The organism is Ancylobacter sp. Lp-2 (genome assembly GCF_020523795.1).
Classification (GTDB): Bacteria; Pseudomonadota; Alphaproteobacteria; order Rhizobiales; family Xanthobacteraceae; genus Ancylobacter.
This window is the reverse complement of record NZ_JAJALI010000006.1, coordinates 158,906-172,257: the sequence shown is the minus strand read 5'-3', so window position 1 is coordinate 172,257 and position 13,352 is coordinate 158,906. Positions and strand designations below refer to the sequence as shown.

Annotated in this window: 12 protein-coding genes; 3 read left to right on the top strand and 9 right to left on the bottom strand. The window is 66.1% G+C overall.

Annotation, left to right across the window (positions count from 1 at the left end):
- Window positions 1-20: 20 nt before the first annotated feature.
- The 5 genes from LGR54_RS16210 to hemB form a co-directional block, all read right to left on the bottom strand.
- Window positions 21-779 carry an arginyltransferase gene (locus tag LGR54_RS16210; protein WP_230363031.1) on the bottom strand — a complete coding sequence of 253 codons (759 nt, stop codon included), beginning with the start codon at window positions 777-779 and terminating at the stop codon, window positions 21-23.
- Window positions 780-862: 83 nt separating this feature from the next.
- Window positions 863-1,384 (bottom strand): RDD family protein, encoded by a 522-nt coding sequence (locus tag LGR54_RS16205; RefSeq protein ID WP_230363030.1) that lies wholly within the window; start codon window positions 1,382-1,384, stop codon window positions 863-865.
- Between the two features lie 91 nt (window positions 1,385-1,475).
- Window positions 1,476-2,702 (bottom strand): threonine ammonia-lyase, encoded by a 1,227-nt coding sequence (locus LGR54_RS16200; RefSeq protein WP_230363029.1) that lies wholly within the window; start codon window positions 2,700-2,702, stop codon window positions 1,476-1,478.
- Window positions 2,703-2,710: 8 nt separating this feature from the next.
- Complete coding sequence (locus LGR54_RS16195; RefSeq protein ID WP_230363028.1) at window positions 2,711-3,889, bottom strand: branched-chain amino acid ABC transporter permease; 1,179 nt, start codon at window positions 3,887-3,889, stop codon at window positions 2,711-2,713.
- A gap of 181 nt (window positions 3,890-4,070) precedes the next feature.
- Entirely contained in the window at window positions 4,071-5,132 is a 1,062-nt protein-coding gene (hemB, locus tag LGR54_RS16190) for a porphobilinogen synthase (protein WP_370638213.1), read from the bottom strand.
- A 151-nt stretch (window positions 5,133-5,283) separates the two neighbouring features.
- Between hemB and LGR54_RS16185 the strand changes: the two genes are divergently transcribed.
- From LGR54_RS16185 to ldtR, 3 genes are all read left to right on the top strand, one after another.
- A complete protein-coding gene (locus LGR54_RS16185; RefSeq protein WP_230363027.1) occupies window positions 5,284-6,348 on the top strand; it encodes an enoyl-CoA hydratase/isomerase family protein in 1,065 nt (354 codons plus the stop codon).
- Between the two features lie 25 nt (window positions 6,349-6,373).
- Window positions 6,374-6,805: a DUF6163 family protein gene (locus LGR54_RS16180; RefSeq protein WP_230363026.1), complete on the top strand. Its 432-nt coding sequence runs from the start codon at window positions 6,374-6,376 to the stop codon at window positions 6,803-6,805.
- 149 nt (window positions 6,806-6,954) lie between these two features.
- Window positions 6,955-7,467, top strand: coding sequence for a transcriptional regulator LdtR (gene ldtR, locus LGR54_RS16175; RefSeq protein WP_230363025.1), 513 nt, complete (start codon window positions 6,955-6,957; stop codon window positions 7,465-7,467).
- Window positions 7,468-7,594: 127 nt separating this feature from the next.
- Here the strand turns inward: ldtR and LGR54_RS16170 are convergent, their stop codons facing one another.
- The 4 genes from LGR54_RS16170 to LGR54_RS16155 all read right to left on the bottom strand — a co-directional run bounded on the left by LGR54_RS16170 (window position 7,595) and on the right by LGR54_RS16155 (window position 13,256).
- A complete protein-coding gene (locus LGR54_RS16170; protein ID WP_230363024.1) occupies window positions 7,595-8,551 on the bottom strand; it encodes a glycosyltransferase in 957 nt (318 codons plus the stop codon).
- Window positions 8,552-8,861: 310 nt separating this feature from the next.
- Complete coding sequence (locus tag LGR54_RS16165) at window positions 8,862-10,115, bottom strand: Hint domain-containing protein (RefSeq protein ID WP_230363023.1); 1,254 nt, start codon at window positions 10,113-10,115, stop codon at window positions 8,862-8,864.
- Between the two features lie 883 nt (window positions 10,116-10,998).
- Window positions 10,999-12,540, bottom strand: coding sequence for an ATP-binding protein (locus LGR54_RS16160; RefSeq protein WP_230363022.1), 1,542 nt, complete (start codon window positions 12,538-12,540; stop codon window positions 10,999-11,001).
- Window positions 12,537-13,256, bottom strand: coding sequence for a response regulator (locus LGR54_RS16155; RefSeq protein WP_230363021.1), 720 nt, complete (start codon window positions 13,254-13,256; stop codon window positions 12,537-12,539). The genes LGR54_RS16160 and LGR54_RS16155 overlap by 4 nt, the downstream gene beginning before the upstream one ends.
- Between the last annotated feature and the right edge of the window lie 96 nt (window positions 13,257-13,352).

Genomic DNA, 13,352 nt, shown 5'->3' with positions numbered 1-13,352 from the left:
GAAAAAGCCGGAAACCACACCTATTCGGCGGCGGCGGCGACGCGCTCCCAGCCATGCGCGGTCAGGCGCTCCTGCGGCAGGAAATGGCTCTTGTAGCCCATCTTGGTGGAGCCATCGACCCAGTAGCCGAGATAGACATAGGGCAGGCCCATCGCCTTGGCCTTGGCGACGTGGTCGAGGATGACGTAGGTGCCGATCGAGCGCGCGGCCTCGTCCGGCTCGTAGAACGAGTAGACCATCGACAAGCCGTCGGCGAGGACGTCGGTCAGCGCCACCGCATAGAGCGCGCCCTGTCCGCGCCCATGGATGGCGGTATCCGGGCCGCGCCGGCGATACTCCACCAGCCGGGTCCGCACATGGCTATCCTCGACCATCATGGCGTAGTCGAGCACGGTCATGTCGGCCATGCCGCCATCGCCATGGCGGCTGTCGAGATAGGCGCGGAACAGCGAATATTGCTCGGCGGTAGGCACCGCCGCCCGCATGTCGCCGACGAGGTCGTCATTGTGCTTCGCCACCCGGCGGAAGCGGCGCGACGGCTGGAAATCGTTGACGACGATGCGCACCGATACGCAGGCCCGGCAATGCTCGCAGGCCGGGCGATAGGCGATGGACTGGCTGCGCCGGAAGCCGCCATGCGTCAGCACGTCGTTGAGCTGGGTCGCCCGCTCGCCGACCAAATGGGTAAACACCTTGCGCTCCTCGCGACCCGGCAGATAGGGGCAAGGAGAGGGAGCCGTCAGATAGAATTGCGGCGTATCGCGAGAGTGTTCCGTCACGGCCGTTTCGATGTTCGACTGCTGAGAGGATCGCGCGAGCCGGTCGCGGCGTCAAAGGCAGAAATGCGTATCGCGTGAATGTGTCAGCGCCGGCGCAGCGCGCTCGCTCGGGTCTCGGTGTTGGTGACCACGGTGCCGAGCAGCAGATCGTGCAGCAAACGCTTGCGGCTGTTGAACAGGGCGATGATCACCACCAGCGGCGTCAGCACGCTGAACGACACCCAGAACAGCACCACGCTGAGCACGGCGAGCAGCGAATACATCGGTGCGCCGTACCAAAGCCGCATCTCGATCTCCATCACCCGCATGCCGATGGTGGCCGATTCGCGGCCGCCCAGTGTCAGTCCGCTATAGACCAGCGCCCAGATGGCAAAGGCGGGGCTGAGAAGACCGAACAGCAGCCAGCCGAGCCCGAAGGTCACGAAGCCGGAGACGAAGATCACAAGCGCCGCCAAGCCGACCGGTACGCAGATGATCAGCGCGTCGATCACGAAGGCGAAGAAGCGTCGCCACAGCACGCCGCGGAAATATTCCGGCTCGGCGACGGGATCATAGGCGTAGGGCCTGGATTCGGCGGGGCCGCCAAATGCGAAGGGATCGGACATGGAGGTCTCCAGGGACGGTCCCTTCACAAATGGCCTTCGGGTGCCGGTCAGGCAAGAGCCTGCCCGGGTGGCCTGCGCCGGCTGGCCGGTCCTAGTTGCCGGACTGCCAGTCGATGCGCACCACATCCATGCCGTCGGCGAGCAGCGCCCGGTGTACATTGTCGGCATGGGCGCGGTCACGGGTCTCGACCGTCACGTCGAGCCGCGCGCCCTTGGCGTGCACATCGAGGAAATGGCGCTTGTGCTCCACTTCCAGGATGTTGGCGCCGAGCTTGCCGAGCAGCGTCGAGATGATGCCGAGCTCGCCCGGCCGGTCGAGCATGGAGAAGCGGAAGGAGACGATGCGCTCCTCGCGCTCCAACTCGCGCAGCATGATCGAGGCGACGGTGCGCGGATCGATGTTGCCGCCGGAGACCACGAGGCCGACATTGCGGCCGCGATAGCGGTCCGGCTCGGCCAGCAGCGCCGCGAGGCCGCCGGCGCCGGCGCCCTCCGCCAGCGTCTTCTGCTGGGTGAGGAACAGGTTCACCGCCCGCTCGAAGGTCGGCTCGTCCACCAGCACCACATCCGACACCAGTGCCGAGACGATCTCGCGGGTGAGCGCGCCGACATTCTTCACCGCGATGCCCTCGGCGAGCGTGGTGCCCTCGCAAGGCAGGCTCTGCTGGTGCAGCGCGTTCCACATCGACGGGTAGAGCGTGGTCTCGACGCCGATCAGCTCGATGTCGGGGCGGATATGGCGGGCGGCCACCGCCATGCCGGAGATCAGCCCGCCGCCGCCGATCGGCACCAGCAGGACATCGAGATCCGGTGCGTCCTCCAGCATCTCGGCGGCGATGGAGCCCTGGCCGGCGATGACGTGGCGGTCGTCATAGGGATGGACCCAGACGAGGTTCTCGGCGCGGGCGAGGCGGTCGGCCTCCTCGCTGGCATCGGCCACCGTCTCGCCATGCAGCACCACGCGGGCGCCATGCGCCTCGGTGGCGGCGACCTTCACGATCGGCGTGAACTTCGGCATGACGATGGTGGCGCGGATGCCGAGCCGGGCGGCGTGATAGGCGACCGCCTGCGCATGGTTACCGGCCGACATGGCGACCACGCCATGCGCGCGCTCCTCGGCGCTGAGGCTGGCGAGCTTCACCAGCGCGCCGCGCTCCTTGAAGCTCGCGGTGACCTGAAGATTCTCATATTTGACAAAGACATGCGCGCCCGTAATCGCCGACAGGCGCGGCGCCGGCAGCGTGGGCGTGCGCAGCACCGCGCCGGTCAGCACATGGCGGGCTGCGGCGATATCGGCGGGAGTTACGGGAAGCGACATGAAACCACTCAAAATTCGCGCGGCCGCGGGGCCGCATTGTTGAGAAGCCCACCGGGCCTCAATACGAGGAAGGCGACCAGAAGGACATAGATGACGAGATCGCGATACGCGATATCGAAGGCCGCCGACCACACGATTTCGACGCCGGCAACGATGACGGCGCCGAGAAAGGCGCCCGGCACAGAGCCAATGCCCCCGATAATGGCCGAAATCAAGGCTTTGAGCGTGATGGCCAGTCCTTCTCCCGGTTGGACCGTACCATAGGCGATCACGCTGACCGCGCCGGCGAGCCCGGCGGCGGCTCCGGCGATGAGGAAGGTGCCGTCCCGCAGGGTGGGAACGCGCACGCCGAGAAGCGCTGCCATCAGCGGGTCGTCGGCATGCGCGCGCCAGGCGCGGCCGAAACGGGTGAACTCCATCAGGGCCAGCAGGGTCGAGGCACCGGTGAGGCTCATGCCGGCGGCAAGCATTTGTGCCGCCGTCACTGTCGTCGTGAAGCCCCCACCGCCGGCGAGCGGGAGGGGGATGTTGAGCAGCGGCGGCAGCCAGTTCAGCCGGTCCGGGGCGGTGATGCGGGCCGCCTCGGCCACCACAATGGCGACCGCGATGGTGCCGATCAGCACCGTCTGCGGCGACGTAGTGGCGGTGGTGAGCGGGAGGACCACGTGGCGGCCGACCAGCCAACTGATTGACATTGAAAATAAAATCCCAATGACAATCGCAAATGCCAGCTCGCCGGGGCCGAGCCGTCCGGCCAGGCTTTCGAGGCCGACGGCGATGAGCAGGTAGACGCCGCCGGCGACGGCGATCTCTCCGAAGGCGAGATTGATGCGTCCGAGCAGGCCGTGCACCAGGGCGAAGCCGGTGGCGACCAGGCCGTAAATGCCGGCCAGGGTGGTGCCGTTTATCGCCTGCTGCAGCCAGTAGGCCTGCCGATGCGACAGGTGCAGCCAGGCGGTCGGCGCGGCACGGGGCGGCGCGCCGGTCAGCCACCAGCGCTTGATTATGTAGAATTTGACGTCACTTAGCGGGCCGCGATCGGTGTCGACGGCGGTCAGCGTCGCACGGGCGGCACCGGTTTGGCCGGCGAAGGAGCAGATAATCCAGTGCGGCACCGCGCGGGAGCCGAGGCGCGTCCGATAGGCGAGCCGGAGCGCGTTCGTCCCCGGGACCGGGGTGAGCGACACCTCGTCGATGACGAGGGTCTCATCATGCAAAGCGGGGGCGACGTCGCGGCAGATGCGCGCCTGATCGGCGTCGATCACCGACCCGCAACCCGCCAGAAGCAGGCCGAGACAGAGTACGGTGAGGTGTACGATGAGGCGCATGGACCGGCGATCAGTACAGCCGCCGCCGGTCCGGCGCGGATCAAGCCTCGCGGGCGAGCTTCTCGGCGACGCGGGGGGCGAAATAGGTGAGCACGCCGTCGGCGCCGGCGCGCTTGAAGGCCATCAGGCTCTCCATCATCGCCTTCTCGCCGTCGAGCCAGCCATTGCGCGCCGCCGCCTCGATCATCGCGTATTCGCCGGACACCTGATAGGCGAAGGTCGGCAGGCCGAAGGTGTCCTTCAGCCGCCAGACGATGTCGAGATAGGGCAGGCCCGGCTTCACCATCAGCATGTCCGCGCCTTCCTCGATGTCGAGGGCGGCCTCGCGCAGCGCTTCGGTGCCGTTGGCGGGATCCATCTGGTAGGTGCGCTTGTCGCCCTTCAGGCAACCGGTCGAGCCGACCGCGTCGCGGAAGGGGCCGTAGAAGGCCGAGGCATATTTGGCGCTGTAGGCGAGGATCTGCGCGTCGAGATGGCCCTCGGCGTCCAGCGCCCGGCGGATGGCGCCGACCCGGCCGTCCATCATGTCCGACGGCGCGATGACGTCGGCGCCGGCATCGGCCTGCACCAGGGACTGCTCGATCAATACCGCGATGGTCTCGTCGTTGAGGATGCGGCCGTCCGACGACAAGAGGCCGTCATGGCCGTGGCTGGTATAGGGGTCGAGCGCCACGTCGGTGATGAGGCCGATCTCCGGCACCGCGTCCTTGATGGCGCGCAGCGCGCGGCAGACCAGATTGTCGCGGTTCAGCGCCTCGCGCCCGTCGACGGTGCGCAGCTCGGGGTCGGTGTAGGGAAACAGCGCCAAAGCGGGAATGCCGAGCTTCGCCGCGTGCTCCGCCTCGCGCACCGCCTGGTCGACCGACAGCCGCTCGACGCCGGGCATGGAGGAGACCGGGGTGCGGGCCTCCGAACCGTCCATCACGAAGATCGGCCAGATGAGATCGGCGACGGTCAGCGTGTTCTCGCGCGTCAGCCGACGGGTCCAGTCCGCCTTGCGGTTGCGGCGCGGGCGATGGGTGAGGTCGAGGCGGGTGGCAGCGTCGGTGCGGCCCATCGGGTCGAGATTTACCGGGCGCGGGCGGGCGAAAGGAATGGGCATGGCGCACTCTTCGAAGCCAGTTTCGAACACTTATAACGTCATAAAAGCTTCGAGGCGACATATTCACCCGGACGATTGCGTAATCGCGCGAAATATGTCGCAGGTCACGTTGACGCGCCCCCCGGCGGCGCGCGCGGCTGGGAGAGCAGGCATGATCAATGAGCCCATCGGTATCCGTTTCGAGGTCTCGGGTACCGCCGGAATCATCACGCTGGACCGCCCGAAGGCGCTGAACGCCCTCGATCACAAGATGGTGTGTGCGATGCGGGCGACGCTCGACGCCTGGGCCGACGATTCGGCGGTGTCGGTAGTGGTGCTGCGCTCGGCGCATGAGCGGGCCTTCTGCGTCGGCGGCGACGTGCGGGCGATGCACGATCTCGGCCGCGCGGGGCGGGCCGAGGAGGCGCGCCGCTTCTGGCGCGACGAATACCCGCTCAATCATCTGATCTCGCGCTATCCCAAGCCGTTCGTGGCGCTGGTCGGCGGGCTGTGCTTCGGCGGCGGCTTCGGCATTTCCGGCCATGCCCGCTACCGCGTCGCCGGGGAGGGGCTGGGCTTCGCAATGCCGGAAGTGGCGATCGGCCTGTTTCCCGATGTCGGCGGCACCTATGTGCTGCCGCGCCTCCCTGGCTGGAGCGGCACCTGGCTCGCCATGACCGGCGCGCGCATCGGCATGGCCGACGCCATGGCGCTCGGCCTCTACACCCATCACGTGCCGGCGGAGCGCTGGCCGGACCTCGTCGCCGCGCTCGCCGCCGGCGATGCGGTGGAACCGCTGCTGGCGCGGTTTTCCGTGGTGCCGCCACCGCCGCCGCTCGGCCCGCTGTTTCCCACCATCGATCGGGTGTTCGCCGGCGGCAGCGTGGCGGCGGTGATGGCGGCGCTCGATCATGCCGCCACGCTAGAGGGGGTGGAGGGCGAATTCGCCGCCAAGCAGGCGGAGACGATCCGCCGGGCTTCGCCGACCAGCGTGCACATCGCCTTCGCGCAGATGCAGCGCGGCCTCGCCCACGATCTCGCCGGCTGCCTGACACTAGAATTCCGCATGGTGACGCGGCTGCTGGCGGGCCACGATTTCTACGAGGGCGTGCGGGCGGTGCTGGTGGACAAGGACCAGGCGCCGCGCTGGCAGCCCGCGACCCTCGACGAGGTCGACCCCGCCGCCGTCGCGGCGATGTTCGACGAGCCCTTGCCAGACGATTTGCTGCTGACGTGACGCGAATTTCCGCTATTGAGGCAGAATGAGCACACTCTACGATCCCATCGACGCCACCCTCGGTCCCGCCGGCGCCGCCATGCCGCCCTGGCAGCGGCGGGTGCTGCTCTATCTGCGCGGGCTGGCCGGGCTGCTGCTGATCAAGACGGTGTACAGCTGGACGCTGATCTGCGGGGTCTGGGACGGCGAGACCAGCCGCTTCGAGATGCTGTCTCTGGCCGCCCAATCGGCGGTGATCTGGGCCGCCATCATGAATCCGGTGGCGGCGGTGGGCCTATGGCTGGGGGCGGCCTGGGGCGTGGTGCTCTGGCTGGTCACCGCCATGGTGCAGATCCTGATCAACGTCTCGGCGCCGGAAGGCGTGGGGCGGCTGATCATCGTCGCGGCGGTGGAGACCGTGCTGGTGGCGGTCTATGCCTGGCTCACCTACAAGGCCGGCCGCGAGGCGGAACGCTGAGGCTTAACCCTTTGTAAGCCATAGACGTTTGGATTCGATTCAGCCTTCCGCTTAAACGGGCTTTCAGACGCACCCCGGAATATGGAACGACAGAGGGAGAAGTCCCCAAGGGGAAGAATTCCCCATGACGTTCGAGCCGGGGTGTCGAGATGAGAAGTGCAGCGCGGGCCTTGGCGCCCGTACCCGACGACGTGCCGCAGGACCCGATCACGCCGCTCTATCACGAGGCGATGACGCTGGTTGAGCGGCTGCATCGCCGTCTGCTCGACGTGGTGAAGGACGAGTTCGACCGGCGCGGCCGCGACGACGTCAACCCGGTGCAGGCGCTGCTTCTGTTCAACATCGGCGATTCCGAGCTGACCGCAGGCGAGCTGCGCACGCGCGGCTATTATCTCGGCGCCAACGTCTCCTACAATCTGAAGAAGCTGGTCGAGACCGGCTATCTCGACCACCAGCGCTCCCGCGTCGACCGGCGGGCGGTGCGCATCAGCCTGACCCGCAAGGGCGAGGAGGTGCGCGACATCGTGGGCTCGCTCTACGCCAAGCACATCGCCACCATCGAGCAGATCGGCGGCATCGGCTCGCAGGACTTCCAGGTGATCAACAAGGCGCTGCAGCGGCTGGAGCGCTTCTGGACGGACCAGATCCTCTATCGCCTGTGAGGCCGGGCGGTTCGCCTCCGGGTCACCGGATCGGCGGGCTCCGCGTTTCGCCGGGACGCGCGGTGGCGCCGCGGGGACGGTTCGCGCGGCATGCGCGCCGCCCGCTGGCGGTGCGCGGCGACGAGGATCAGGATTCCTCCAGCGCGATCGGCGCCGGATCTGCCACGGCGTTCATATCGAGCAGGGTACCGAAGATCCGGAACAGCGCATCGCTGATGCGGTCGCTGTTCACATACTGCGCCCGCCGCATATAGGAGGCGATCAGCTGCCGATGGCCGTCGGGACTCAGCTTGAAGCTGGCCTGGATCGCCTTCTTCAACCCCATGTAATTCATCGGGTAGAAATACCGGTGGGCCGGCGGCGGCAGCACTTCGCGGTAATAGGCGGTGTCCGGCGCGACGATGACCGCCCCACCCTGAAGCGCCAGATGCGCGATGCCGGAATTCAGCGTGTCATGGTCGGTCAGCACCACGCAGCGGGCCTTGTCGAACAGGCCCTGCAGCGCATGGTCCTCGATGCGCTCCGCCAGGATGGTGATCTTGCGGTTTCCGGCGGCGGCCTTGCGGAGGAAATCCACATAGTCGGCGTCGTCCGACTGGCCGGCGATGGTCAGCGGCACCTTCGGCATGTGCAGCTCATGAAACCGGATGAACCATTCGAGGTTCTTGTACGGCAGCAGGCGCCCGAAGATGAGGATCGACTTCCTTTCGCTCTCCGGTGACGGCCGAAGATCATAGGCCGACAGATAGGACGGATGCGGCAGGTAATAGTTCTTCCCGGCATCGATGCCGCTATCGACCGTTTCGAGGTAGCGCAGGGATCCGACGTTCTGATGCAGGATGACGTCGGCGAATGCCGCGATCTTCTGCCGCATCATCGTGACGTGGTGGGTGAACAGATCGCTGTGGGGATGGGCGTTGTGGATCATCCAGGCGATGCGTCCGCCGGCTTCCTTGTATTTGCGCAGCTCGCGCACATAGCGGGTGGTCAGCGACCGCACCGAGAAGGCGGAGGTGGCGCCGCTGAACAGCTGTTCTTCCCAGTTGATGAAAACGATTTGCGGAGCCGGCTCCGCGTTTATCAAGGAAATCTTCTTGTTGCTGATCCGGGAGAGCGAGATCGACGCCGGGCATCGCGAGAGGAGGAGATCCATATAAGGATTGGCCTGGCTCGATCCCGTGACCGCTACGTGATGCATGCGTGAAATATCTGTCCGTTTGGCGGTAAAACTATCATTCGCGCCGAATATGCCCGGCCAATGGATGCAAGAACCGATCAATGCACGTTTTTACGCGCAGAGGTCGGGCGCATGCAAGCCTGAGGACCTGACAGCAAAGACCCGCTCCGGTTGTCCGAAGCGGGTCCCGCTCATGGGTGCGTGGCGCGGCTGAGGATCAGGCCGCGGCGACGGTCCGGTCCGTGGCGCTGGCGGCCTCGGCTTCGCGGGCGGCCAGCTTCCTGGCGCGGAGGGCGAATTTCTCGCGGATCGGACGGATGCGCTTCTCGTCGCGCAGCGCCTCGAAGCCGGGGCGATCCGCCTTGCGGCGCTGGCGATCCTCGGGGCGCAGCGTGGTCACGTCGACATTCTGGAAGAAGTCGCGATTGCCGCCGTCGGCCCAGGATTCCGAATACACGCCATGGGCGCGCACCACGTCGAACTGGTCGAGCTCGACGTGCCAGTAGGAGACGGAGCGGGTGTCCAGCTCCTGCACGATGGTGCTGCCGTTGACCAGGTCGTTGGCGCGCACCAGCTTGCCGTTCACCAGGAGGTGGTGCCAGGGAGAGACCAGGAGGTCGCTCGACGGCATGTTGTCGGCGAAGGCACCGGCGCGGATGCGTACCGGCGCGATGCGGAGCTTCGCCTCGGCGCTGCGCAGCCAGGCGGGGCCGTAATCGCGCCAGCCGACCCACTTCACCTCACGCACGCCGGAGCGGCCGAGCACCTTGTCGCCGGCCTTCAGCGTCTCGATCGCCACCGGGCCTTCCGGGGTATCGATCAGCGTGCCGCGGGTGAAGCACACCGGCATGACGAAGTCGCCGGAGCCGTTGATGAACGCCGACACGCCGCCATTCGCGACGATGAAGTCGTAGTCCGTCTGGCTCATGGCCACGTTGTACCGGACGGTATCGGCATCCAGGGCATCGTTGTCGGAGAACACGAGGGAGAGGGTGCCGGAGCTGTAGCTGGAACTGGTGAAGAGCTGATCCGTCGCGCCCACCACGTCGCCGGTGCTGAAGCCGCTGACGTTGAAGGTTATCGAGCTGCCCAGCAGCGTATTGTCGTTGTAGATGAACGAGCCACCGCCAGCGGAGAAGACCACGCTCGGGCTCGTGGACAGCGAAAGCACCACGGTGCCGGACGCCAGAGTCATGGCGGAGTCGCCGCTCACCCCATAGGTGAAGGTAGACAGGGCGTTCACATTGGCAATCGGGTTGTTGATCGTGACGTTCGCGCCGTTGACGGCATCGATCGTCACGTTTGCGGCGGCCTGCGCGCCCACCAACCCATAATTGACCGTCGTCGTGACGCCATCGATCGTCAGCGTATTACTGCCAAGAGCAGTGATGCTGATCGTGTCACCTGCATTGAAATTGCTGGAATCAATAGTTTGATCGGAACTTCCAAGATTAACGCTTATTACCGCCATGTCGCAGCCCCTATTGATACGTGCGGAATCATTTATTTATGATAAATGGCGCAAACGTACCCGTTGCGCAAAATTATATGCGCTCTAAATACTTGGCCAAATTATCTTTTTCTAATGATGCATAAAATAAAAAACCAGACAACAGTATTATAATACGTAATAATTCTATAAAATATAAGCATGACAAAGCGACCTTCCAGTATATGGATGGTGCTGGCGGCATCGATACTAGATATTCGAATTTTATACGAGAATAGACTCTAGCCCCGAAATTCTTGCGGATTCCTCTAGGGGAGTCAATCGCGCCGCTCGCGAGTTCGCCGTGCTCGGTTCGGCCGTGGTGAGTCAACACACTGAAATTACGTTATAAAATATGACAATGGCCGAAAACGAACCTTCGCTTTATCTTCGTTTGAAACTTTTAATGCCCGTAACAGTTTCGGAAATTGCGGAAAATGCTCGCCGCAAATGAGGAGGGTGGGAGCTGTTTTTTGATATCCCTCGGAGGAATCGGAATTTTTTCGAGGTAAAGTCAGGCGGGCTTACCTATCGACCTGATTTTTTTGTTTGCGCTGTCTTGTGAATGCTTTTTATCGAGCGATCAGCAGGTGACGCGCGGCGCGCGGTCGCACGTTGCGGTGCCGGGAAATGCAGCCGGTGCGGCCGGTCGCCGGCACGGGCGCCGCAGGCCGCCGCAGGCCGGAAGATCGTCCGGCGCGCGCCAGCGTGACGTCGCAGCCGACGACATGCGACGCTTCACCACCCGCCGTGACGGCAGCGTGGAGCCGGGCCTTCAGGAGGGGCGCAAGCGCGCGCCCGCGAGCGGCGGGGCCTTGATGCGCGTCAGGGGAGAGCGCGAGCGGAGCGCCCGGGGGCGGGCGGCTCAGACGGCGGCGGGCTTGGGCCGCGGGCTCGGGGCGTGCCAGGCGGGGAGGCGACTGCGGGCCTTGCCCTCGCCGCTGTCGGCATCGCGGCCATCGCCAGGGGCGGCGTGGGGCAGGGCGATCACCGCCCGCAACCCGCTGTCGGTATTGCTGAGCGTCACGTCGCCGCCGTGATGGCGCACGATGTTGCGGGCGATGGAGAGGCCAAGGCCGATGCCGCCGGTCTCTCGGTTGCGCGAATTCTCCAGCCGGAAGAACGGGGCGAACACCTGCTCCATCGTCTCGGTGGGAATGCCGGGGCCGTCGTCCTCGATGGCGATCTCGATGCCGCCCGAATGCGAGCGCACGGCAACGCGGGCTCGCTCGCCGTAGCGCACCGCGTTCTCCACGAGATTGCGAACGGCACGGCGCAGCGCATCGGCGCGGCAGCGATAGCCGATACGCGGCGCCTCGACGAAGCTCACCTGGTGGCCGATCTCGATGAGGTCGTCGCACAGGCTTTCCACCAGCGCGGTGAGATCGACATTGCGGGTCGGCTCCTCGGCCGCCTCCTCGCGCGAGAAGGCGAGCGTCGCCTCGGTCATGGCGCGCAACTCGTCGAGGGTCGCCAGCATCCGCTCGCGGGTCTCGTCATCGGAGACGAACTCGGTGCGCAGCCGCAGCGAGGTGATCGGCGTGCGCAGATCGTGGCCGATGGCGGCCAGCATGCGGGTGCGGTCCTCGACGAAGCGCTGCAGGCGCGCCCGCATCAGGTTGAAGGCGATCGCCGCCTGCCGGATGTCGTCCGGGCCGTTCTCCGGTAGCGGCTCGACGCCCTCGCCGCGGCCCAAAGCCTCCGCCGCCACCGCCAGCCGGCGCATCGGACGCGTCATCCAGCGCGCGATGAAGGCGGCGCTGATCGACAGCACCAGCGCGGTGACGCCCAGCGACAGCAGCGATTGCGAGCTCCAGATGCTGTTGACGATCTTCTTGCCGAAGGCGCTGCACAGCCACGACCCGTCCTGGAGCCGCACCGTCAGGCCCATGCCGTTGGCGTCGTCGAGAATGAGGAACTTGGCCGGCCGCGACAGCGGCCAGGCATAAGCGGGCATGTCGACCCAGGACGGTCTGTCGAGCGGCTGCGTCTCGGCGGCGCCTGCCTGGGTGGACATGCCGGCCACCGACATCTCGTCATCCCCCGTCGCCCACGCATGGCCGGGGGTGGCGAGGGTCGCCACCGTCGGCAGCGACTCGGCCAGCCGGTGCCGCGCGTCCTCCCGCCAGGCGGCGGCATCGGCCGGGAAGCCGGGCGTCACCCAGAAGCGCGAATAGCCGGTGCCGCTGGCGCGCAATATGTCCGCCCGCAGCTCCGGCGGCGTCGATTCCAGAAGCTGGGCGACCGAGGCGGAGCGGCTGAGGAATTCGGCCTTGGCGGCCTTGCCGAGCGCCTGGCCGCGCTCGTCCATGGACAAGAGGAAGCTCACGCCCTGCGAGAAGGCGAGCGCCAGCAGCATGATGGCGACGAAGCGCGCGGTGAGGCTGCGGCTCCACAGGCGGATCATTGCGACACCACCTCGGCGGAGAAGCTGTAGCCGCCGCCCCAATGGGTCTTGATCAGCGCCGGCGATTTCGGATCGCTCTCGATCTTCTTGCGCAGCCGGCTCACGCGGTTGTCGATCGCCCGATCGAACGGCTCGGCATTGCGTCCGACCGCCAGGTCGAGCAGCTGGTCGCGGCTGAGCACCAGCCCGGCATGGTCGAGAAACACGCTGAGCAGCCGGAACTCGGCGGTGGAGAGCGGCACGCTCATGCCGTCCTGATCGATGAGCTCGCGGCGCCCGACATGGAGCAGCCAGCGGTCGAAGCGCACTTCCTTCGCCTGGATCTGCGCCCGCTGCGGAGGCAGGCTCTGCACCCGGCGCATCACCGCCTTGATGCGGGCCAGTAATTCGCGCGGGTTGAACGGCTTGGTGAGATAGTCGTCGGCGCCGAGCTCCAGCCCGACGATGCGGTCGGTTTCCTCCGCCATCGCGGTCAGCATGATCACCGGCAGCTGGGTGGTCTCGCGCAGGAAGCGGCAGAGCGACAGGCCGTCCTCGCCGGGCATCATGATGTCGAGCACCACGAGGTCGATGGCGTTGCGCTCGACGAGGCGCCGCAGCGCCGCCGCGTTCTCGGCGAGGCTCACGCGGTAGTCGTGCTTCTGCAGATATTTGCCGACGAGATCGCGGATGTCGCGATTGTCGTCGACGACGGCAATGTGCGGTGTCGCTTCCATCGGCTGGTCCTTCGCCCATTCCAATACAGGGAGAATTCGCGGGCCGACCGAAAAATTTGTCGCAGAATGTCGCGGGTGCCGCACACGTGATGGCTT